Origin of the sequence: Rhodococcoides trifolii, from assembly GCF_014635345.1 — a bacterium.
GTDB classification, from domain to species: Bacteria; Actinomycetota; Actinomycetes; order Mycobacteriales; family Mycobacteriaceae; genus Rhodococcoides; species Rhodococcoides trifolii.
Genome location: NZ_BMCU01000004.1, coordinates 402,421 through 424,039 on the forward strand (window position 1 = coordinate 402,421; position 21,619 = coordinate 424,039).

The following is a 21,619-nucleotide window of genomic DNA, read 5'->3' on the forward strand; positions in this document are numbered from 1 at the left end:
GTCTCGGCTACTGGCAAGATCACCGGTATGCACGACACGTGGTCCGCTCGCGCGGACAGCGCCGAGGAAGCGGTCTTCGCTCGGCACGTCCGCCGCCTCTGGGGACTCCCCGGTACCGCCCTGGGAGTGGTGGCGTGGCCGCCCGTTAAACGCGAACGCACCTTTCTTCGCTGGCACTACTGGTGGCAGGCGCACCTGATCGACTGTGAGGTCGACGCCGCCGAGCGCGCGCCGACCGCGAAGCGTCGACGCCGCATCACCCGCATCGCCCGCGCACACCGTCTTCGCAACCTCACCGGGTGGACCAACTCGTTCTACGACGACATGGCGTGGCTCGGTCTCGCGCTCGAACGCGCGCAACGACTTCATCTCGTCGACAACCGACGTGCTATCAGCGCACTCGAGTCGCAGTTGTTCGACGCGTGGGATCCGATGTCGGGCGGCGGCATCCCGTGGAGCAAGAAGCACCCGTTCTTCAACGTTCCCGCCAACGGACCGGCGGCGATCATGCTGGCGCGGACGGGCAAGTTGTGGCGCGCGCAGGCCATCGCCGACTGGATCGACGAAACGCTGATCGACCCCGACACGCACTTGGTCTTTGACGGCGTCAACGCCGACGGTCGGGTCGAGACGCCCATCTACTCCTACTGCCAGGGCGTTGTGCTCGGCGCGGAGACCGAACTCGCGGTTCACCTCGGCGACCCCAAGCACAGCCATCGGGTGTACCGACTGGTCCAAGCCGTGGAAGAGCACCTGACCCGCGACGGTGTGATCGTCGGCGGGGGAGGGGGCGACGGCGGACTGTTCAACGGCGTGCTCGCCCGGTACCTCGCACTCGTGGCAACATCGCTGCCCGGCCACGACGACGAGGATTACCGTGCACGATCGACCGCGCGGGACATCGTGCTGGCCTCGGCGGAGTCGGCGTGGAAGAACTGCCTGCTGATCGAGGGATTGCCGCTGTTCGGACGCGACTGGACCCAACTCGCGCAGCTACCGGGGTTCGGTCAGAGCCTCGGCCGGTACACCGCGGGAAGCGTCACGTCGTCGTCCGTTCCCGAACGCGACTTCTCGGTTCAGCTCAGCGGATGGATGCTGATGGAGGCCGCGCACGCAGTGGAGGCGTGATTGCCGCAGCTCGTGTTGACGCTCGGCGGGCCGGGTCAGCGGGAACGGGTGGGCTGGCGGTGCTCAGGAGGTCGGAGCTTGATCCTCCGACAGATCGGGAACCGTCGTCATCACTTCGGGCCGGTGCATTTCCTTGCGGTACTGGTAGATGCCGAAGATCGTGCCGACGACGAGGGTAATGACCATGATCACGAGGACGGCGGGGAACAGCCACGGCACCTTGTCGATCCACGATCCGAAGTAGAAGCCGATCAGCAGCAGGACCGGCGCCCAGATGATCGCGCCGAGGGTGCTCGCGATGGTGTATTTGCGGTGGTTCATCCCGCCGGCGCCCGCGACCATCGGGCAGAGCGTGCGCACCCACGGAATCCAGCGCGCCACGAGCACGGCCCAGAATCCGTGCCGCTCCAGCAGCGCGTTGACCTTGTCCAAGTTTTTGGTGTTGACGTACTTGCCGTTCTTGCGGGCGACGAGTTTGTGCCCGGTCTTGTGGCCGATGACGTACCCGACCTGATTGCCGGCCGTCGCGGCGACGAACGCACCGATGGACAGCGCCCACACGTGCGCGCTGCCCGACGAGTGCGCCGCGAGGGCGATGCCCGCGGTGATCAGCAGGGAGTCGCCGGGAAGGAACAGCCCGATGATCAAGGCGCATTCGAGGAACACGAACGTCACCACGACGACCCACACCAAGAGGGGTCCCGCCGATTCGATCATTCCGAAGCCGCCGCTGGCCAGCACCATAGAAGAACAGACCTACTTGTCGTCGTCGAAGTGGTCGACTGCTTCGGCCATGGGAGTGGTGCGGGCACCGATCATGCGCTTGCCCACCTCGATGACGATCGGGACGACCGACACGAGAACGATGATGATGAAGATGATGTCGACGTTGTCGCGGATGAACGCGATCTGGCCGAGGGCGTAGCCGAGCAGGGTCACGCCGGCGCCCCAGACGATGCCGCCGATGATGTTGTAGGTGATGAAGACGCGGTAGCGCATGTCGGCCGCACCAGCGACGAGCGGCGCGAAGGTGCGCACGATCGGCACGAAGCGAGCGAGGAAGATCGTGATGGGTCCGTGTTTCTCGAAGAAGGCATGCGATTCGTCGATGTAGCTCTTCTTGAGGAACTTGTTGCCCTCTTTGAACAGGCCCGTGCCTGCCTTCTTGCCGATCAGGTAGCCGACCTGATCACCGAGGATCGCGGCGATCGGAATGGTGACCAGCAGGACCCACAGCGGCGCGAACGGCTCGATGTCCGTCGACTTCGAGGCCGCGATCAGACCGGCCGTGAAAAGGAGTGAATCGCCGGGGAGCAGGGGAAAGAGCAGGCCCGACTCGATGAACACGACGAGGAGAAGACCGACCAGCACCCAGGTGCCGAACGAGTTCAGAAGGTTGACCGGATCCAGAAATCCGGGGAGAAGCGCCAGGTTGGTCACAGTGGTGTCGGCCGATGCCAGGATGCTCACGGGCTTCACAGTACCGGCGGCTTCTGAGAGTTCTCTGTACTCGCGAGTAAGTGTGGTCGACGCGACCCGGCGCGTGATGCTTGCCATACTGCTAGATGCAACGAGGCGACCACCGCCTCACCACGCTCACTCCTGGAGGTTTTTTCCGTGCCGATCGCAACTCCCGAGGTTTACGCCGAGATGCTGGGCCGGGCCAAGGAGCACAAGTTCGCTTTCCCCGCCATCAACTGTGTCGGCTCCGAGTCGGTCAACGCCGCCATCAAGGGCTTCGCCGACGCCGGTAGCGACGGGATCATCCAGTTCTCCACCGGCGGCGCGGAGTTCGCGTCGGGCCTCGGTGTGAAGGACATGGTCACCGGCGCCGTGGCGCTCGCCGAGTTCGCGCACGTCATCGCCGCGAAGTACGACGTCACGATCGCGCTGCACACCGACCACTGCCCCAAGGACAAGCTCGACACCTACGTGCGTCCGCTGCTCGCGGTCTCGCAGGAGCGCGTCGACGCCGGCAAGAACCCGCTGTTCCAGTCGCACATGTGGGACGGATCCGCGGTCCCGATCGACGAGAACCTCGAGATCGCGAAGGATCTGCTGGCCAAGGCCGCGGCCGCACGCATCATCCTCGAGATCGAAATCGGCGTCGTCGGCGGCGAAGAAGACGGCGTCGAGGCCGAGATCAACGACAAGCTGTACACATCGAACGAGGACTTCCTCAAGACCGTCGAGGCCCTCGGCGCCGGTGATGCGGGTTCGCGTTACCTGCTGGCCGCGACCTTCGGCAACGTGCACGGTGTCTACAAGCCGGGCAACGTCAAGCTCAAGCCCTCCGTGCTCGCCGACGGCCAGAAGGTCGCAACAGAGAAGCTGGGCCTCCCCGCCGGCTCCAAGCCGTTCGACTTCGTCTTCCACGGCGGATCGGGCTCGGCGAAGAGCGAGATCGAAGAGGCGCTCGAGTACGGCGTGATCAAGATGAATGTCGACACCGACACGCAGTACGCGTTCACCCGTCCGATGGTCGGCCACTTCTTCAGCAACTACGACGGCGTGCTGAAGGTCGACGGCGAGGTGGGCAACAAGAAGGTCTACGACCCCCGCAGCTACCTCAAGAAGGCCGAGGCCGGTATGACGGCTCGCGTGATCGAGGCGTGCCAGGACCTGAAGTCGGCCGGTCGGTCGGTGTCGGGCGGGTAGGCAGCTCCGCCGCCTGTGCGCCTTTAAGTACCTCCACGGGTACTTAAAGGCGCACGGGTGCCGAAGGCGCCTACCGGCACACCTTCCACACGTCACCCTGCTGCTCCAGATCGAAAGTCCGCGCCGACGTCACCGTCGGCGCGGACTTCGTCGATGCGGTGACCTGCACGATCGCCGTCGCATCGGTCACCTGCACCGCGTCGATGCTCTCGATCATGGGGATGTTGCCCTGCGCGACGGCGCTGTCGTGGACCGACGCGAACTCGGCGTCGGGAATGTTCGTGTAGTAGCCGGCCAGGTCGCCGCACGTCGAGGTGCGCAGGACGGCCAGGTCGCCGCCGGCCAGCGCGTCGGTGAACGTGGTGACCGACGTGCGGATCTTGGACTCCGCCGACTCCGGCTCGGGGCCCTTGTTCGTCGTCACCAGCAGAGCGGCCACAACGACGCCGGCGATCACCAGGGCGGCCACGATCAGCGACACGATCCACAGCCGTCGACGACGCGGCTTGGGAGCGCTCTCAGAAGCGGGCCCCACCTTTTGGGGCATTGCACGAGGAGTCATCACCGCGCACTCTATCCAGCGGTCACAGGGAAATCGCCCAAGGAGGCACAATGACACCCATGACTTCTTTCGGTGATCTTCTCGGCCCCCAGCCGACCCTCCTCCCCGGTGACGACGACGCGGAATCGGCGCTACTCAATCACGAGGCGCCCGAGAAGGTCGCCGCCGATCATCCGACCGCCTCGATCGCGTGGGCCTACTTGGCCGAAGCCGCCTTCGACGCCGGGCAGACCATCACCGCCTACGCGTACGCCCGCACCGGCTACCACCGCGGCCTCGACCAGCTCCGCCGCAACGGGTGGAAGGGCTTCGGTCCGGTGCCCTACAGCCACGAAGCGAACCGCGGATTCCTGCGCTGCGTCGCGATCCTCGCCCGCGCAGCACAGGCCATCGGCGAGACCGACGAATACGCTCGCTGCCTCGATCTGCTCGAGGACTGCGACCCGCGGGCAGCGGGGGAACTTGGCGTCGGCCAGTAAGTACACGGAGCGGAGCAAGACGAAGGCCCGAGCGTCCTTTCGACGCCTGAAGCTCTCCGCACTTCCGGTCGTCCAGTGCGCGCTGGCGGCCGGTCTCGCGTGGTTCGTCGCCACGGAGTTGGTCGGTCACGAGCGCCCGTTCTTCGCTCCGATCGCCGCGGTCGTCTCGCTCGGCGTCTCGTTGGGTGCGCGGATGCGCCGCTCGGTCGAACTGGTCGCAGGAGTGACCGTCGGCATCGGCATCGGCGACGTGCTGATCTCGCTCATCGGGACCGGGCCGTGGCAGATCGCCCTGGTGGTTGCGCTGGCGATGTCGACGGCGGTCCTGCTCGACGGCGGCGCCATCATCGCGATGCAGGCGGGGTCGTCGGCCGTGCTCGTGGCGACGCTCATCCCGCCCGGAAACTCGGGCGGACCAGACCGAATGGTCGACGCGTTGGTCGGTGGTCTCGTCGGGATCGCCGTGGTCGCGCTGGTGCCCACCCACCCCGTGCGACGCGCCCGCAAGGACGCCGCGGCGGTCATCGACACCTCCGCTGCCGTATTGCGTCTGGTCGGAGAAGGGTTGCTGGCCAACGACTCTCGGCCGATATCGGAGGCTCTGGCCAAGGCGAGAGCCACTCAACCCCTGATCGACGCGATGCGCACCGACCTCCGCGGCGGGCGGGAGATCAGCCGGATCTCGCCGCTCTACTGGAACAGTCGGAAGCGGCTCGAGGAGTTGACGAAGACGGCGAATCCGCTCGACAACGCCGTTCGCAACATCAGGGTGTTGGCGCGTCGGTCGCTGTCGTTGGTGCAGGACGACGAGATCCTCGACCCGCGCTTGGTGCACCTCGTCGACGCGCTGTCGGACTCGCTCGTCGTGCTGCACAAGATGATCCTGGCGGACCCCGGAGAGCAGCCGGATCAGGCGGAGGCGGCGCGCGTGCTGCGGTCCGTCGCGGCCCACGCGAAACCGGAACTGATGCGCGACGCGGGGCTGTCGGCAACGGTGGTGCTGGCGCAGATCCGATCCATCATCGTCGACTTGCTGCAGGTGGCGGGCCTCTCGCGCATCTCTGCGTTGGCCACGCTGCCGCCGACGGTTGCGCACCCGGCGGTGACGCCGGAGGGGTGACCGCGGTTCGTCGCGACCCCGTCGACACATGCACAGGTGCGCATGTATGGTTCTGCGCATGGGGCATGGACACGCGCACGGGCACGACGTCGGAGCCGACGCGTCGACGGCACGCATCCGCAGAATGGGCATCGCCTGGCTGATCCTGGTCGTCTTCTTCGCGCTCGAACTGACCGTCGGGCTCGTGATCGACTCGCTCGGTCTCATCGCGGACGCGGGCCATATGCTCACCGACGTCCTCGGTATGACGATGGGCCTGGTCGCCCTGACGCTCGCGCGCCGCGGCAGCAATTCGGCGTCCCGCACCTTCGGATGGCACCGCGCCGAGGTCCTCACCGCCATCGCGAACGCCGTACTGCTGCTGGGTGTCGCGGTGTGGATCCTGGTCGAGGCGATCGGCCGCATCGGTGAGGAGCCCGACATCCCCGGCGGCGTCATGGTGGCCGTCGCCACAGCCGGACTGGTCGCGAACATCGTCGTCATGATGCTGATCCGTGCCGACGCGAAGGACAGCATCGCCGTCCGCGGCGCCTACCTCGAAGTGCTGGCCGACGCGGTGGGCAGCGTCGGGGTTCTGATCGCCGGCGTCCTTCTGATGATCTTCGGCTGGGCGTGGGTCGACATCGTCGTCGGTGTCGCGATCTCGGTCTGGGTGGTGCCGCGGGCGGTCAAGCTGGCCGGGCAGTCCCTGCGCATCCTCACCCAGGCGAGCCCGTCGAGCGTCGACATCCCCGCGCTCGAAGCCGATCTCGCGGCGCTACCCGGTGTCGTCGACGTGCACGATCTGCACGTCTGGACCTTGACCACCGGCATGGACGTCGCGACGGTGCACATCACCTGCAACGGCTCGGGATCGGTGATGCTGGACAAGTCGCGCACGGTGCTCGCGGGTTACGGTCTCGCGCACGCAACGGTGCAGGTGGAGCCGGCAGCCGAAGGCAAGCTGTGCAAGGACGAGCTGACCTGGTGACCCGCTGACGTTGTGACCCGCTGACGTTGTGGCCCCCTGGGAGCTACCTGACGAGAAGCCACTGCTGGTCGTGCCGGTACATCGACGACCGCGTGGTCTCGCGAGGAATGGCGACGCCGTCCTTGGTGAGACGCGCCGACTTCGCGCCGAGTTGCACCGCCCGGCCGGCAATCCAGCGCCGACGGAAGAAGCCGCGCTTGCCCTGAACGCGGGCGCGCAGGCCCGGCATCTCGAGCATGGGCGACACTTCGATGCCGGGGACGGAGCCGGAGAAGAGGCGCGTGTCGTCGACGTACGCCTCGCCGACAAGCTCTCCTTCGGAGCCGCAGACGGTGGCTCGCCCGACGAGCGCGGTGCCCGTGTCGTCGCGAATCAGCGGGGTGGGCGATGCGGTGCCGGAGAGCGCCACCTTGGCCGCTCGCGATCCGGTGCCGGTGTGGAAGAGCTCGCTGGCGTCGCTGGCCGTCTCCGGGACGTAGGCCACTTCCATGTGCAGCCGCTCGGTGCGCAGCAGTCGGGTGAGCACCGCGGCGAGGGACGCGTCGGTGCCGAGCACGATGATGCGGGGGTTGTGCGCGGTGTCCATTTCGGCGAGGAGAGCGTCGCAGTCGTCCTTGGTCGGTACCTCCGGTGCGTCGAACAACGGAAGATCCGACAGCGCGATGGGAAGCAGTGGACTTCCACACTGCAGGACGAACGGAGTCACACTTCCCCCTGATGGATGATTTCAAACGACTCCATCCACCATAAGTGCGACGCGAGATCATGCCACCCGATGAGGGGCCTCCGACGGTCTCGATTGCGCGTCTATTTCATAATTCAACGAGGAACGAACGCCGGCACCGGAAAATTGCTTCGCACAACTGTCGATCGCGTCGCTCGTGAACGGTGGGTTTCGGAGCCGAAAATACCGTTCTACGTGCTGTAATGCTGCCCGTACCGGTCTAGCATCGTCACCTATGACTCACAGCTTTCCGCTGATTCGACGTGCGCTCGAATTCGAAGTCATCGCGTCCGCGCTCGAGCCCTCGACACTGCTGAATAACGCTGGGTGTGGTGTGGTGCTGACGGGTGCCGCGGGGGTCGGAAAGACGACGCTCGCACGTGAGGTCACCAAGACGATGCCCGAACACGTCCGGTGGGTGGCCGGCACGGAGTCGGCTCGCAGCATTCCGTTGGGCGTCTTCGCTCACCTCGTCGGCTCGGGAACGTCGTCGGACCCCGTCGCCTTTCTCTCGTCGGCGCGCTCGGCTCTGCTCGACTCGAAGGAACCCGTCGTCATCGGAGTCGACGACGCCCACCTCCTGGACCAGTTGTCGGCGACGCTCCTGCACCAACTCGCCATCGACCGCGCCGTGCGGATCGTCGCGACCGTCCGGAGCGGGGAGGAGGTGCCCGACGCCGTCACCTCCCTGTGGAAGGACGGGCACCTGATGCGTGTCGATCTCACCGCCTTCACCCGCGAGCAGAGCATCGGGTTCATCGAGTCGGTGCTCGACGGTCCACTGGAAGGCTTCAGCGCCGATCGCATGTGGGAGGCGAGCGGTGGCAACGCGCTCTTCCTGCGTCATCTCGTCGAAAGCGCCATCGAGGCGGGGACGCTGCGACGCTCCCGCGGTGTGTGGCAGCTGCGGGGCCGCACCGGAATCACCTCCGAACTCGCCTCGCTGCTGGAAAGCCGCATTCACAGCCTTCCCGACGAGGTGCTGCGCGCACTACAGCTGCTGACCTTCTGTGAGCCGTTGGATCTCAACGTTCTCAGTGAGACCGCCGGTGAAGAGGCGGTGGAGGAAGCCGAGCGACGTGGTCTGGTCCGGGTCTCCGAGACCGGCAACGATCTCGACGTCCGCTTCACCCACCCGCTGTTCGGCGAGGTGATCCGCGGACAGATCGGACGCGTGGCCGGGCGACGGTTACGCGGTCTGCTGGTGCGCGCACTGAAGGAGCGGCCGGTCTCCGGTGCCGTCGAGCGACTTCGGTTGGCGGAGTTGGCCCTCGACAGCGACCAGAGTGTCAACGTGGACCTGTTGGCGAGCGCGAGCCAGGACGCGCTGGGGTTCGGCAAACTGGCCCTCGGCGAACGCCTCGCGCGCGCAGCCGTCACCTCGGGCGGTGGATTCTCGGCCTCGGACCTGCTCGCGAGAGCGCTTCTGTGGCAGGGACATTCGCGGGACGCAGAAGACCTGCTGACAGCGTACGACCCCGATTCGCTCGACGAGGTGCAGCTCGTGCGCTGGGGGTCGTCGCGCGTGGCAAATCTGATGTGGGCGCGTGGGGATTCGGTCACCGCCGACACGGTTCTCGACATCGTCCGTGAGCGGGTGACGAACCCGCACCTGCGGGCAATCGTGGACGGGGTCGCCTCGATCGTGCTCGTCTTCGAGAACAATCCCGTCGACGCCGAGAAGTTGGCCATGAGTGTTCTGGCGCAACGGAACTCGCTTCCCTGGGCAACGGGCTGGGCCGCTTTCGGCGCGGGATACGCCTTGGCGGTGCAGGGCAAGGGATCTCAGGTTCCGGCGGTCGCCGCTCAGGGCGCCGCCGTGCACGATCAGCTCGACGGACTGCTGCGTTTCCCGGCCGGGTTCGGTGAGGTGCTTGCGCTGCTGTTGACGGGCGACTTCGCTTCGGCCACAGCCAAGTCGACGGAGTTCCTGGACTTCTCCGTGACCGGTCAGTACCTGTCGTGGGGTCTGGCCAACGTCCATGTCGGGACCGTCGAGCTGGCCCGAGGCCAATGCGCTCGGGCCGCCAGCCGACTCGAACAAGCTCTGGCCGCACTCGATTCCGACGCGGACGCCGCCGGTTGGGCGTTTCCGGCGAGAGTCGGCTTGATACAGGCGTATTCGATGCTGGGCCGCGTGTCCGAGGCCGACGCGGTGTTGGTCACCGCCGACCAGAAGCGCGGGCGCCACCTCGCGGTGTTCGACGCGCAGCTCGAACTGTCGCGCGCGTGGCTCTCCGCCAACCGTGGTGAAACGACGGCCGCCGAGCGGCACGCTCGCCACGGCGCCGAGATTGCGCGCGACGCCGGACAGTTCGGTATCGAAGCGGTGCTGTTGCACAACGCCGTTCGCTTCGGCGACCGAACCTGCTCGGCCCGTCTGACCGAATTGGTCGGCCTATGCGACGGATCGCTGGTGCCACTCTTCGCGGCGCACGCGTCGGCAGCGGAGAACGCCGACGGTGACGAACTGATGCGTCTGTCGACAGAACTCGAGCGGCTCGGCGCCCTCCCCGACGCAGCGGACGCCGCCGCCCTGGCCGCGGTCACGTTCGCCGGCAAGGGTGAACGTCGGCGGGCAGCCGAGGCTGGAGTGAGTGCGCGGGCGCTGGCCGACCGATGCGACGGCGCGACGACGCCCAACCTCGTGGCGGCCGCCCACCCCCTGCCGTTGACCAGCCGCGAACGCGAAGTGGCCTCGATGGTCGGAAGTGGACTGTCGAACCGTGAGATCGCGCAGCGGCTCTTCGTGTCGGTGCGCACCGTGGAGGGACACATCTATCGGGCCTGCACCAAGCTGGATGCGCCGGACCGCGGGTCGTTGGCACGGTTGGTGGAGGCGTAGGGCGTGCGCCGCAGCTCGGCTCCGCTCCGCTCCGACTCAGGGGCACCCTCACACCGATAGATCGACTGAATGTGCCCCTGACTCGGAGCAAGTAGCTATTGACTGCAACTCAGGGGCACCCTCACACCGATAGATCGACTGAAGGTGCCCCTGAGTCCGGACGGGGCGCGGAAATCCGAGCGGGGGCCGGTCCACGATCCGCCGGGTGCACCACCTCCCACCCCACCTCGGCTACACTGTGCCACCGGCCACTGCCGGTTCTCGGCATGCGGTCTGCACACTCGACCTGTAGGAGCACACACATGCCGGCAATCGTCCTCATCGGCGCCCAATGGGGCGACGAGGGCAAAGGCAAAGCCACCGACATCTTCGGTGAACGGCTGCAGTGGGTGGTGCGCTACCAGGGTGGCAACAACGCCGGCCACACCGTCGTCCTGCCGAACGGTGACAAGTTCGCGCTGCACCTGATTCCGTCGGGCATCCTGTCGCCGAACGTGAACAACGTGATCGGCAACGGTGTCGTCGTGGATCCCGGTGTGCTGCTGGAGGAGATCGCGGGCCTCGAGGCGCGCGACATCGACACCACACGCCTGTTCCTCAGTGCCGACGCGCATTTGATCATGCCGTACCACGTGGCCATCGACAAAGTGACCGAAAGGTTCTTGGGCGCAAGCAAGATCGGCACCACGGGTCGCGGTATCGGCCCGTGCTATCAGGACAAGTTCGCCCGTGTGGGTGTCCGCGTCGCCGATGTGCTCGACGAGAAGATCCTCGCCCAGAAGGTCGAGGCCGCACTGGAATTCAAGAACCAGGTGCTCTCGAAGATCTACAACCGCCGTGCGCTCGATCCCGCGCAGGTCGTCGACGAGGTGCTGGGTCAGGCGGAGGGTTTCAAGCACCGCATCTCCGACACCCGCTTGGAGTTGAACCTCGCGCTCGAGCGGGGCGAAACCGTTCTGCTGGAGGGGTCGCAGGGCACGTTGCTCGACGTCGACCACGGCACGTACCCCTATGTGACGTCGTCGAACCCGACGGCGGGCGGCGCGGCCGTCGGGTCCGGCGTCGGACCGAACCGCATCGAGACCGTGCTCGGAATCCTCAAGGCGTACACCACCCGCGTCGGGTCGGGCCCGTTCCCCACCGAACTGTTCGACAACAGCGGTGAGTACCTGGCCAAGACCGGCGGCGAGGTGGGCGTGACCACCGGACGTGCCCGTCGTACCGGGTGGTTCGACGCTGTCATCGCGCGCTACGCCACCCGCGTCAACGGCATCACCGACTACTTCCTGACCAAGCTCGACGTGTTGTCCTCGCTCGACACCATCCCGATCTGCGTCGCCTACGACGTCGACGGGGTGCGTCACGACGACATGCCGATGACACAGACCGGGTTCCATCACGCGAAGCCGATCTACGAGGAGATGCCAGGCTGGTGGGAGGACATCTCCGCCGCCCGCCGGTTCGAGGATCTTCCCGTGAACGCACAGAACTATGTGCTGCGGCTCGAGGAGTTGTCGCACTCGCACATCTCGTACATCGGTGTGGGTCCGGGTCGTGACGAGACGATCGTGCGCCGCGACATTCTGACCTGACGCAGTCAAACGGGGGACATGCCGTCGTTCGGTCGGAGGAATCTGTCCCATATCACAAACTCGCGGCTGTTTTGTCGTGCTTGTTCGGCGCCTGTAGTTGATACTGGTGTCAGGCACCGCTTGGTCGGTGTCACAGGAGCAAAGGCAGAGCGATGCTTGGTACCTATCCAGGGTTCGATGTGTTCGTCGCCGTGTTCGAGCGCTTCGAGTACGAACACCCGTGGATCGGGCAGCAGGTCGGTGAGTTCATGCTCGGCCCGCGCGGCGGAGGGATTCTGGAGTTCCAGAACGCCACGGTGTTCACCCTCCCGGACGGCGGCGCGCACGCGGTGCAGGGCGAGATCCTGGAGTGGTACCTCGGTTACGGCGGGGCCAGTGGACCTCTCGGATACCCGATCAGCAACGAGAAGCGCACGCCCACAGGGCATGGGCGATACAACACATTCGAGAACGGGACCGTGGCGTGGCTTCCGAGCGTGGGCGCGTTCCTGATGGGTGCCACGTAAGCCTGAGTCCGTCTCAGAACAGCGTCGGTTCCTCGAACCCCGCAACACCTTCTGCGGCAAGGATTTTGGCCTTGGTCGCCGCCCCGCCGGGTGCGGAGAAACCGCCCACCTCTGTCCCCGCGCCCAAGATCCGATGGCACGGCACCACGATGGGAACCGGGTTGCGGCCCAGGGCTCGTCCCACTGCCTGTGCCGCCTTCGGCCGCCCGATGAGCGCCGCCACCTGGCCGTACGTCAGGGTGCGTCCCCGCGGGATCGTGCGGGTGACGGCGTAGACCTCGCGGTCGAAGCTCGGCAGGTGGTCGAGTGCGACGGGGATGGCGCCGAGGTCGACGGCGTCGCCCGCGAGCAGTGCGCGGATACCGTCGACGGCGGTCCGTGCGAGGGGTGTGGGTTCGGACTCGAGTCCGGTCAGGGACCGAACGTCGTCTTCGGGGAGGGCCACCGTGACGATCGCGTCGTCGTTCCACCCCACCCCGCACGTCCCGAAGGCGGTGTCGAAGAGGTGGAAGCCGGTCGCGTTCACACCACCGAGTATGACTGGACTTGTCATCGGGGTCCAGCGCCCCCGATACTGGCATCATGACCTCCCGCGTACTGGGTGCCACCACCTTGGCCCGAGATCTGGGCCAGTGGCGCCCCGGTGACGGCGTGAAGGGCCGCCCGACCTACCGCGCCCTGGCCGACGGCGTGCGTTTGCTGGTGCACGACGGCCGTATCCCGCTGGGGGTGGCGCTGCCCAGCGAACGTGACCTCGCCGGTGTTCTGAAGCTGTCGCGCACCACGGTCACCAACTCGTACGCACTGCTGCGCGACGAGGGATACCTGCTGAGCCGTCAGGGATCTCGCAGCACCGTGTCGTTGCCGGCGTCGGCGCGCATGCAGGTGATGTCTACGGCGCGTTTGCCTTCCGCCTATCCGGGCCTCACGATCGACATGTCGCACGCTGCGATGGGTGCGCCGTCGGATGCGATGCTCGCGTCGTATACGTCCGCGCTGCAAGCACTTCCGACGTATCTTGCCGGGCACGGGATGGAGCCGGTCGGACTGGCCGTGCTGCGCGCAGCGATCGCGCGTCGGTACGACGAGCGAGGTCTGCCGACGAGCCCCGACCAGATCATGGTCACCAGCGGCGCGCAACACGCGTGGCGATTGTTGCTGGGTGTGTCGTCGACGCGGGGGGACCGCGTTCTCATCGAGCACCCCACCTACCCCAACGCGATAGAAGCGTTGCGGCGCACGGGCGCTCGGCCGGTTCCCGTTCCGCTGCGGCCGGGACCCGACCACTGGGATCTGGCAGCGGTGCGGAGCGCAGCGCAGCAGACGGGCGCGCGAATCGCGTACACGCTGCCCGACTTTCACAATCCCACCGGCGCGGTCCTCGGCGCGGAGGGCAGGGCCGAACTCGCGTCCATCGCCCGGGAGCAGTCGATGATGCTGGTCGTCGACGAGACGATGGCCGAGTTGTGGCTCGACGAGGCGCCGCCGCCTCCGGTCGCGTCGTTCGCCAACGAGTCGACGACGACGGTGGTGACGATCGGGTCGGCGTCCAAGTCGTTCTGGGGTGGTTTGCGGGTGGGCTGGATCCGAGCCAAACCGTCGCTGATCGCCCGTCTGGCGAGTTCACGCGCTGCCTTGGACATCGGCACACCGATCATGGATCAGCTGGCGTGCGCGGCGCTGTTGGACGATCACGAGGCGGTTCTCGGACCGCGGCGGGAGGAGTTGCGACGACAACGCGGCGTCCTGGCCGGTGCGGTGCGCGATCAGCTGCCGGGGTGGGATTTCGAGGCGGCTCCGGGCGGGCTGTCTCTCTGGCTGCAGATGCCGGAGGAGTTGTCGACGGCGTTGGCCGCGATCGCGCCGAGCCATGGGGTGATTCTCGCCGCGGGGCCACGGTTCGGGGTCGAGGGCGCGTTCGAGAGATTCCTCCGCCTTCCGTTCGCTCGCATTCCCGAAGAATTGACTGCGGCGGTCACGGGTGTCGCATCGGCGTATCGGGCGCTGGCTCCGAGTCACGCGGTTTTCTGAAAAGTCGAAATGGCTCTCAGTGCGCGCCGTGAATGTCCTTTTCCAGTTCGGCAATGTCCCAGTCGACAAAGGACCCGAGCTCCTCGCGGTCGGCGCGCGCCACGGTACGGCCGAGGACGAGCGCCACGAGAATGGCGACCGCCGTCCACAGCGACAATGCGATCCACAACCAGGTCACCCATTGTTTGTAGCATCCTCGGCTGATTTTTTGCTGTGAACCCTGAGTACGTTTTGGACTCGAACGAATAAACAGGACCGAGACCTGCTTCTCGCGTGGGAGTACAATCGAACGCATGAGCGAATCCACATCGAACCAGAACAACGTCGACCAGAACCCGGAGAAGGACCCGTCCGACTGGGTCACCGGCGACGAGCCAATGACCGGACCGCAGAAGAGCTACCTCGAAACGCTGGCACGCGAGGCCGGCGAAGAGATCGAGGGCACGCCGAACAAGGCCGAGGCGTCGGAACTGATCGACAAGCTTCAGTCGAAGACCGGCCGCGGCTAGACCGGTTTCAGCTGACCGGTTTCAGCTAACCGGTTTCGGCTAACGCCGTGCGTCGTACTCGATCCGCGCCGCGGCCACCGTCGGGACGTGCTCTTCCACCACTCGGATGAGACTCGTCAGATGGTCGGCCACGGCGCGGCCCAGTGGGGTGAGGCTGTATTCGACCTTCGGCGGGATTGCTTCGAGCACGGTGCGCACCACGAGGCCGTCGCGTTCGAGCGTCTGAAGAGTTTGGGACAGCATGCGCTCGCTCACGCCGTCTACCCGGCGGCGCAGGGCGCTGAATCGATAGTCGCTCTCCGCGAGTGCCGCGAGGGCCAGCACGCCCCATCTGCTGGTGGCGGACTGGAGCGTCTCGCGCGACAGGCAGCCCCGCGCGAACACGTCTGCCTCCAAAGTCGGGTCGTCCATCACTCCAGGCTAACAGCTTCGGTTGCACTGCATTAAAAGTAAGTGCATGATGATCAGGAAGCGAAACCCTGACGTGCCTGGAGGAATCATGACCATTGCAGTGACCGGAGCAACCGGACAGTTCGGCGCCCTTGCCATCGACGGACTCATCGAACGCGGCGTCGCGCCGGGCGACATCGTCGCCGTCGTGCGTGACGAGGCCAAGGCGACGTCGCTCGCCGAGCGCGGTGTCGACGTGCGGGTGGCCGACTACTCCGATCCGGACGCGCTGAAGTCCGCCCTTGCCGGCGTCGACAAGCTGCTTCTGGTGTCGGGATCGGAAGTCGGCAAGCGAGTTCCGCAGCACAACAACGTGATCGAGGCCGCCGAGGCCGCGGGCGTCTCACTCATCGCGTACACGAGCATCCTGAAGGCCGACACGTCCACCGTGTCGCTCGCCGTCGAGCATCGCGCGACCGAGGCCCGTCTCGCCGAGTCCGGCATCCCTGCGGTTCTTCTCCGCAACGGTTGGTACTGGGAGAACTACCTCGGATCCGTCCCCCAGGCCATCGAATCGGGGACGATGTACGGCAGTGGAGGCGACGGTCGTATCGCCGCCGCGTCCCGCGCCGATTTCGCCGCCGCAGCCGCGCAGGTCCTGGTGCAGGACGGTCAGGGCGCCGCCGTCTACGAACTCGGCGGCGACGAGCGGATCACCTACAGCCGGTTCGCGGAGATCGTGTCCGAGGTGTCGGGGTCGACCGTCACGTACACGAACCTTCCCGAATCCGACTACGCCGCAGCGCTGGTCGGTGCAGGCCTTCCCGAGCCGGTGGCGCAGATGCTGGCCGGAGCCGACGCAGCGATCAGCCGCGGAGACCTCGACACGGATTCCGGCGACCTCCAGTCCCTCATCGGTCGTGCCAGCACTCCGGTCGAGGAGATCTTGCGCAAATCCGTCTGACGGGTAGCTGATTCGTCTCATTTTCGTCCAGTTGTTCGCTAGGACTAGAAAACAGTCGAGAAACCTGTTTACTAGGACTGGAACCAACTGCGATGAAAGGAACTGACGGATGTTCGGGGCATCTATCCTGTCTGCACCAGAAAATAAGGGCGCAACCCAGCTTTGGCCCGGTGGAGAGATCCGCTACGCGGATCCGGAATTCGACTACACGGTAGTGGTGTCGTCGCCTTCCGACCGACCGGATCTGTGGGAGCGCTTCATCACCGGTGCATTGGGCAGTTATCGCAGGTTTGGCGTCGAATCCGCACTCGCACTCGACGATCTGCGCGTCGGAACGACCACATCGCTGTTTCTCGCGGCCGTCGACGAGTCGGACGAGATCTTGGCCGGCGTACGCGCACGAGGTCCGTTCCTCGCCGCTACCGACGCCTACGCGGACATGGAGATGGCGTCGAACGCGGCCTCGCAGGCTGCGTTGCGGGCCATGATCACCGAACGGCTGCCGTTCGGGGTGCTCGAAAGCAAGACCGGGTGGGTCTCCGACAGCGCACGGCAGTACCGCGGATTGACGAAGATCTTCGGACAGGGGCCGGCCATCGCGGCCGCCCTGTCCGGGTCGAGATTCACATTCGGTACCGCGGCGAAGCACGTGATCGGCCACTACCTCAGTTCGGGAGCAGTGGTCGCCGACCACATCGAGCCCGTCGAGTACCCGGATTCCCGATTCAAGACCAAAGCGATCTACTGGGATCACGGAAAGCTCAAGGAACGCGCAGACTCGGATCAGTACCGACGGATGGGCAACGCTGTCGACGCCGTGCTGCACGGCACCGGACCGTTCGCCGTGAACCGTCGGTCGGCAACCGGGTGAACGACCAGTGGCAAGGGCGAGTACTCGACGAATCGGTACCCGCCGATGCCGCGTTTCTGGACCTGCTGCGTGAGGACCCGTCGGTCGACTTCGTCGACCGCAGTGCAGACCAGCTTCGGGCACTGAAAGAGGTCACCCCCGCTGCGCCCGACGACGAACTGTCCGAACAGGTTCGGTGGATCCACTATCCGTGGCGCCGCACTGTCGTAGCCGTCCTCGGACCGAAGGGGTTCCGCCGGCTGCGGTTCGACAGAAACCGAAACAAGATCAGCACGAATGAGCAGAAGGTGCTCTCGCAGTTGAAGATCGGTGTCGTCGGCTTGAGTGTCGGCCACGCGATCGCACACACGCTCGCGTTGGACGGGATATGCGGCGAGCTTCGGTTGACGGATTTCGACGAGATGGAACTGTCGAACCTCAACCGGATCCCGGTGACCGTGCTGGATCTCGGTGTGAACAAGACGGTCGTCGCAGCTCGCCGTATCGCAGAGCTGGATCCGTACCTGAACGTGACGGTCGATCAACGCGGGCTCGACGCCGCCAACGCCGTCGAGTTCATGACCGGTCTCGATCTGGTCGTGGAAGAGTGCGATTCGATCGACGTCAAGTTCCTGGTGCGCGAAACCGCACGCGCACTGGGCATTCCAGTCATCATGGAGACGAGTGATCGTGGTCTGATCGACGTCGAACGTTTCGATCGGGAGCCGGACCGGCCGCTGTTCCACGGGCTCATCGGTGACGTCGACTCCTCTGCGCTCGTGGGCTTGTCGAACCGGGACAAGGTGCCCTACGTCATGGCGATCCTGGGTGCTGAAGGGTTATCCGCCCGCCTGGCCGCATCCATGGTCGAGGTCGAACGCACGGTGTCGACGTGGCCACAACTGGGGAGCGAAGTGGCGCTCGGCGGCGCGAGTGTCGCCGCGGCCGTCCGTCGTTTCGGACTGGGCCTGCCCCTGCCGTCCGGTCGACTGCACATCGACCTCGACGACCTGCTCGACGGTATCGAGAACCCCGTTCGGCCGACGGTTCCAGCTGACCCACCCCCGCCGAGTGACCGTGCCGAGTCGGTGACCGCGTCGGTCTCGGACGCTGCGCGCCGCGCACCGTCCGGAGGGAACGTGCAACCGTGGACGGTGCACGGGGACGAGCGGCAGGTGTCCATCGTCCTCGACCCGGCCCGTACCACCGGACTCGATGTTGGGTACCGCGGTAGTCACGTTGCTCTGGGCGCTGCGTTGTTCAACGCACGGGTGGCCGCGGCGCACGCCGGTCGGCTGGGCACGACCGCCGTCGAGACCTCGAACGAGGGCCGGACCGTCGCGCGAGTGGAGTTGGCACCCGGCACCGATCCTTCCCTCGCCGCTCGTCACTCGGCGATGCTGAACAGGGCCACGAACCGGTCGATGGGAACCGCGGGAGCACTGCCCGCAGATGCGGTTTCGGCGCTCGAGAATGCGGCTGAATCCGAGGGCGCATCGGTGCGTGTGGTGTCGGATCGGGATGCACTGACCGAGATCGCGGATGTGTTGTCGGCGACCGATCGCCTGCGCTACCTGACCCCGACGTTGCACTCGGAGATGATTTCCGAACTTCGATGGCCGGGAGACGCGGACATCGACACCGGGATCGAGGTCGGCAGTCTCGGAATGGACGAGACCGACCTCGTCAAACTCGAGGTCGCCCGTCGTCCCGAGGTCATGGCGTTGTTGGCCGAGTGGGATACCGGTCATGCGCTAGGTGACGACACGCGCGACCGCATCCTGTCCAGTTCGGCCGTTGCCGTGGTCTGCGTCGACGGTTGCGAGCCAGCCGATTTCGTGACAGGCGGAAGCGCCACCGAGAGTGTGTGGATCGCCGCGGAGGAGCTCGGGTTGGCGGTACATCCGGTGTCCCCGACCTTCATCTATGCGCAGTCGGACGAGGATTGCCGCGGCCTCAGTGCCGCCTACGCAACGCAGCTTGCAGAGCTGAGGCGCCGGTTCCTCGCTGTCGCAGGAGTGGGCGAGACGCAGTCCGTCGCGCTCGTTCTGAGGCTGTCCACCGCGCCCCCCGTAGACGCAGTGAGCCGAAGGCGGTCGGTGTAACTCCGTCTCACGGTAATGTCGGTTTTCGGAGTGCGTTCGAAAACATGGAGCAGAGGCCGGGGTGATATCGCGTTGCTGCAACGTCAGAGCCTCGACGCCGTCGTAGCCGGGGTGGCAAATCACCTCATGAGCGTCGATTCGACGACGGTGTCGGATGCGTACAACCTGGTTCTGCGCGATCTGGTGAACTACTTCGACGTGGATACGTGCTTCCTGCGTCATACCGATCACGCGCGCAGGGCGTCGGTCATGGTTGCCGAATGGCCTCCACGCGAGAACGTTCCGGATCCGGACCCGTTGGGCATCGTGTACTTCGAGACGGACTCGGTGTTCGGTCAAGTCGAGCACCTGACCACACCGGCAGTCTTCCGGCCGGTTGCGGAGGCGGAGGACTATCGTGCCCGCGTCGAAGAGGCGACCGGCTTCGCAGCGACATCGTCTGCCGTGGTTCCACTCGTCAACAGCGGCAAATCGATCGGCATGCTGGGGTTTGCCAAGTCGGGGGATCTGGACTGGTCCGACAGCGAGTTGAACGCCCTGGTCGCTATCGCCATGCTGTTGACACAGGTCCAAGCTCGCATCGTGGCCGAGGACGGCCTTCGCTTCGCCGGCCTGCACGACGTGATGACCGGCATGGCCAACCGCCGCGGGCTGTACGAACACCTGACGGCGAAGATGGCCGAAACCGATTGCGTATCGGTGTTGTTCCTCGACGTGGACCGGCTCAAGTCCATCAACGACACGTACGGCCACCCCACCGGGGACCTGTTCCTCCGGACCATCGCCGATACGCTGCGCCGCTGCGTCGGGCCCGACACGATGGTTGCTCGTTGGGGTGGAGACGAATTCGTGATCGTGCTGGATGCGGACGGAGTCGTGGACCGAGCGAAGGCGCTGCTCCGCGAGGTCACCACCGCTCACGTGAGCGTCGCCGGTGAGGTGCTCAACCGCACCGCCAGCATCGGGATCGCCACCGTCACACCGGGAATCGGCACGGTCGACGACCTCATCAGCAACGCGGACCAGGCTGTGTTGGCCGCGAAGAACCTCGGTGGCAACGCAGTGGTCGAGTACGACCCCGCGTTCCACTCGCGCAACGAGCTCAGCAACGACATCGAACTGCACCTGCGGTCCGCCATCGAAAACGGTTCGCTCCTTTTGTATTTCCAGCCGGAGGTCGACCTGATCTCCGATCGCATCACGGCCGTCGAAGCCTTGGTCCGCTGGGATCACCCCTCCCGTGGAATGCTGCCGCCGTCGGAGTTCGTCCCGATCGCGGAGGCGTCGAACCTTGCTGCCGATCTCGGTCGGTGGGTCCTCGGCCACGCATGCAGTACGTACATGCAGTGGTCCAAGGCTGTGCCCGGACTCGACATCACCATGCGCGTCAATGTCTCACCGGCACAACTGCTTGCCGACGATTTCGCTGCAGAGGTCGGTGCCGTGCTCACCGAACACGGCATGTCCGCGGACAATCTGTGCCTCGAGATCACGGAAGCCGCTGTGGTGCACGACCTTGCGATCACCGCCAAAACCTTGGTCGAGCTACGGGAGCTGGGAGTCGACATCGCCATCGACGACTTCGGCACCGGCTACAGCTCGCTGTCCCACCTCAAGGTGCTCCCGGTCGATGCGCTGAAGATCGACCGCGCCTTCGTCGAGCACCTCGGCACCGCGCCGGAAGATCGTGCCATCGTGACAACCATTGCGGCACTTGCCGATGCGTACGGGTTGGACCTCATTGCGGAAGGGGTCGAACACCCCGAGGCGACCGGTGTGCTGATCGATCTCGGTTGCCACCGCGCTCAGGGCTACTTGTTCTCGCGGCCCGTCCCCGGCGACCGGATGCTGGAGATGTTGGCGGTCGGCTCGATCGCTGTCTGAGGATCCTCGGGCCACCACCGGGCCTGCGCGATGTCCACGATGCCGCGGCGAGTCGGGGTTCCCTCGATCAACCAGTGCTCCTGCGCCTCGATGACGAGATGCGGCGGCAGTGTTCCGTCCGCTCGCACCACCCGCCACCACGTGACGGTGTCGCCGTCGCGCGCCATCACGTTGCCGACAGCGCGCGGCCCACGATGCTCCAGAACCTCGGCGATCTGTCCGTAGCTCATGACGCGGCCTGGCGGGATGCGGTCGACCAAGTCGAGGACCCGCGCGCTGAAAGCCTCGTAGGTGTCGTTCAT

At 65.9% G+C, this 21,619-nt stretch carries 22 protein-coding genes; 14 read left to right on the forward strand and 8 right to left on the reverse strand.

Translation table 11 applies throughout. From position 1 onward, the window contains the following. The first annotated feature begins 27 nt into the window (after positions 1 to 27). Positions 28 to 1,128, forward strand: a complete 1,101-nt coding sequence (locus IEW02_RS19590; protein ID WP_188546552.1) for a glycoside hydrolase family 76 protein — start codon at positions 28 to 30, stop codon at positions 1,126 to 1,128. Between the two features lie 63 nt (positions 1,129 to 1,191). Here IEW02_RS19590 and IEW02_RS19595 read toward each other — a convergent pair whose 3' ends face one another. Together IEW02_RS19595 and IEW02_RS19600 are read right to left on the reverse strand one after the other, a co-directional pair. Next, on the reverse strand, positions 1,192 to 1,872 hold the full coding sequence (locus IEW02_RS19595; RefSeq protein ID WP_188546553.1) for a DedA family protein: 681 nt from the start codon (positions 1,870 to 1,872) through the stop codon (positions 1,192 to 1,194). A gap of 12 nt (positions 1,873 to 1,884) precedes the next feature. Further along, the gene (locus IEW02_RS19600; protein ID WP_371829979.1) at positions 1,885 to 2,607 is read right to left on the reverse strand and encodes a VTT domain-containing protein; all 723 of its coding nucleotides are present in this window, start codon (positions 2,605 to 2,607) and stop codon (positions 1,885 to 1,887) included. 123 nt (positions 2,608 to 2,730) lie between these two features. Between IEW02_RS19600 and fbaA the strand changes: the two genes are divergently transcribed. Then, positions 2,731 to 3,786 (forward strand): class II fructose-bisphosphate aldolase, encoded by a 1,056-nt coding sequence (fbaA, locus tag IEW02_RS19605; protein WP_268236756.1) that lies wholly within the window; start codon positions 2,731 to 2,733, stop codon positions 3,784 to 3,786. A 70-nt stretch (positions 3,787 to 3,856) separates the two neighbouring features. Here fbaA and IEW02_RS19610 read toward each other — a convergent pair whose 3' ends face one another. After that, positions 3,857 to 4,348 (reverse strand): Rv0361 family membrane protein, encoded by a 492-nt coding sequence (locus tag IEW02_RS19610; protein ID WP_188546556.1) that lies wholly within the window; start codon positions 4,346 to 4,348, stop codon positions 3,857 to 3,859. 59 nt (positions 4,349 to 4,407) lie between these two features. Here IEW02_RS19610 and IEW02_RS19615 point away from each other — a divergent pair, with 59 nt between their 5' ends. The 3 genes from IEW02_RS19615 to IEW02_RS19625 are packed head-to-tail and all read left to right on the forward strand — an operon-like array spanning position 4,408 to position 6,917. Further along, entirely contained in the window at positions 4,408 to 4,827 is a 420-nt protein-coding gene (locus IEW02_RS19615; RefSeq protein WP_188546557.1) for a DUF3151 domain-containing protein, read from the forward strand. Beyond that, a complete protein-coding gene (locus tag IEW02_RS19620; RefSeq protein ID WP_188546558.1) occupies positions 4,811 to 5,947 on the forward strand; it encodes an FUSC family protein in 1,137 nt (378 codons plus the stop codon). Before IEW02_RS19615 ends, IEW02_RS19620 begins: the two co-directional genes overlap by 17 nt. Before the next feature lie 52 nt (positions 5,948 to 5,999). Continuing rightward, positions 6,000 to 6,917 carry a cation diffusion facilitator family transporter gene (locus IEW02_RS19625; protein WP_188546645.1) on the forward strand — a complete coding sequence of 306 codons (918 nt, stop codon included), beginning with the start codon at positions 6,000 to 6,002 and terminating at the stop codon, positions 6,915 to 6,917. Positions 6,918 to 6,960: 43 nt separating this feature from the next. Here IEW02_RS19625 and IEW02_RS19630 read toward each other — a convergent pair whose 3' ends face one another. Then, on the reverse strand, positions 6,961 to 7,623 hold the full coding sequence (locus IEW02_RS19630; protein WP_188546559.1) for a hypothetical protein: 663 nt from the start codon (positions 7,621 to 7,623) through the stop codon (positions 6,961 to 6,963). A 253-nt stretch (positions 7,624 to 7,876) separates the two neighbouring features. Here IEW02_RS19630 and IEW02_RS19635 point away from each other — a divergent pair, with 253 nt between their 5' ends. The 3 genes from IEW02_RS19635 (at position 7,877) to IEW02_RS19645 (ending at position 12,584) form a co-directional block, all read left to right on the forward strand. Further along, a complete protein-coding gene (locus IEW02_RS19635; protein ID WP_188546560.1) occupies positions 7,877 to 10,486 on the forward strand; it encodes a helix-turn-helix transcriptional regulator in 2,610 nt (869 codons plus the stop codon). Between the two features lie 302 nt (positions 10,487 to 10,788). Then, on the forward strand, positions 10,789 to 12,078 hold the full coding sequence (locus IEW02_RS19640) for an adenylosuccinate synthase (RefSeq protein ID WP_188546561.1): 1,290 nt from the start codon (positions 10,789 to 10,791) through the stop codon (positions 12,076 to 12,078). A gap of 152 nt (positions 12,079 to 12,230) precedes the next feature. Next, positions 12,231 to 12,584 carry an LGFP repeat-containing protein gene (locus tag IEW02_RS19645; protein WP_188546562.1) on the forward strand — a complete coding sequence of 118 codons (354 nt, stop codon included), beginning with the start codon at positions 12,231 to 12,233 and terminating at the stop codon, positions 12,582 to 12,584. Positions 12,585 to 12,597: 13 nt separating this feature from the next. On the opposite strand, the gene IEW02_RS19650 is transcribed toward IEW02_RS19645, so the two are convergent. Beyond that, positions 12,598 to 13,137: a methylated-DNA--[protein]-cysteine S-methyltransferase gene (locus IEW02_RS19650; RefSeq protein ID WP_188546563.1), complete on the reverse strand. Its 540-nt coding sequence runs from the start codon at positions 13,135 to 13,137 to the stop codon at positions 12,598 to 12,600. A 29-nt stretch (positions 13,138 to 13,166) separates the two neighbouring features. Between IEW02_RS19650 and yczR the strand changes: the two genes are divergently transcribed. Continuing rightward, positions 13,167 to 14,615 carry a MocR-like transcription factor YczR gene (gene yczR / locus IEW02_RS19655; protein ID WP_188546564.1) on the forward strand — a complete coding sequence of 483 codons (1,449 nt, stop codon included), beginning with the start codon at positions 13,167 to 13,169 and terminating at the stop codon, positions 14,613 to 14,615. A 16-nt stretch (positions 14,616 to 14,631) separates the two neighbouring features. Here yczR and IEW02_RS19660 read toward each other — a convergent pair whose 3' ends face one another. Further along, entirely contained in the window at positions 14,632 to 14,793 is a 162-nt protein-coding gene (locus IEW02_RS19660) for a hypothetical protein (RefSeq protein WP_188546565.1), read from the reverse strand. 115 nt (positions 14,794 to 14,908) lie between these two features. Between IEW02_RS19660 and IEW02_RS19665 the strand changes: the two genes are divergently transcribed. After that, on the forward strand, positions 14,909 to 15,124 hold the full coding sequence (locus tag IEW02_RS19665; RefSeq protein ID WP_188546566.1) for a DUF3072 domain-containing protein: 216 nt from the start codon (positions 14,909 to 14,911) through the stop codon (positions 15,122 to 15,124). Between the two features lie 39 nt (positions 15,125 to 15,163). Here the strand turns inward: IEW02_RS19665 and IEW02_RS19670 are convergent, their stop codons facing one another. Next, the gene (locus tag IEW02_RS19670; protein ID WP_188546567.1) at positions 15,164 to 15,535 is read right to left on the reverse strand and encodes a winged helix-turn-helix transcriptional regulator; all 372 of its coding nucleotides are present in this window, start codon (positions 15,533 to 15,535) and stop codon (positions 15,164 to 15,166) included. An 88-nt stretch (positions 15,536 to 15,623) separates the two neighbouring features. On the opposite strand from IEW02_RS19670, the gene IEW02_RS19675 reads away from it, so the two are divergent. The 4 genes from IEW02_RS19675 to IEW02_RS19690 all read left to right on the forward strand — a co-directional run bounded on the left by IEW02_RS19675 (position 15,624) and on the right by IEW02_RS19690 (position 21,317). Then, entirely contained in the window at positions 15,624 to 16,478 is an 855-nt protein-coding gene (locus IEW02_RS19675; protein WP_188546568.1) for an SDR family oxidoreductase, read from the forward strand. A gap of 109 nt (positions 16,479 to 16,587) precedes the next feature. Beyond that, the gene (locus IEW02_RS19680) at positions 16,588 to 17,349 is read left to right on the forward strand and encodes a hypothetical protein (protein ID WP_188546569.1); all 762 of its coding nucleotides are present in this window, start codon (positions 16,588 to 16,590) and stop codon (positions 17,347 to 17,349) included. Next, complete coding sequence (locus IEW02_RS19685; protein WP_188546570.1) at positions 17,346 to 19,433, forward strand: Rv1355c family protein; 2,088 nt, start codon at positions 17,346 to 17,348, stop codon at positions 19,431 to 19,433. The genes IEW02_RS19680 and IEW02_RS19685 overlap by 4 nt, the downstream gene beginning before the upstream one ends. Positions 19,434 to 19,463: 30 nt before the next feature. Continuing rightward, positions 19,464 to 21,317 (forward strand): putative bifunctional diguanylate cyclase/phosphodiesterase, encoded by a 1,854-nt coding sequence (locus IEW02_RS19690; RefSeq protein WP_308933196.1) that lies wholly within the window; start codon positions 19,464 to 19,466, stop codon positions 21,315 to 21,317. On the opposite strand, the gene IEW02_RS19695 is transcribed toward IEW02_RS19690, so the two are convergent. Then, on the reverse strand, positions 21,245 to 21,619 hold the full coding sequence (locus IEW02_RS19695) for an MGMT family protein (protein WP_188546571.1): 375 nt from the start codon (positions 21,617 to 21,619) through the stop codon (positions 21,245 to 21,247). The genes IEW02_RS19690 and IEW02_RS19695 overlap by 73 nt on opposite strands.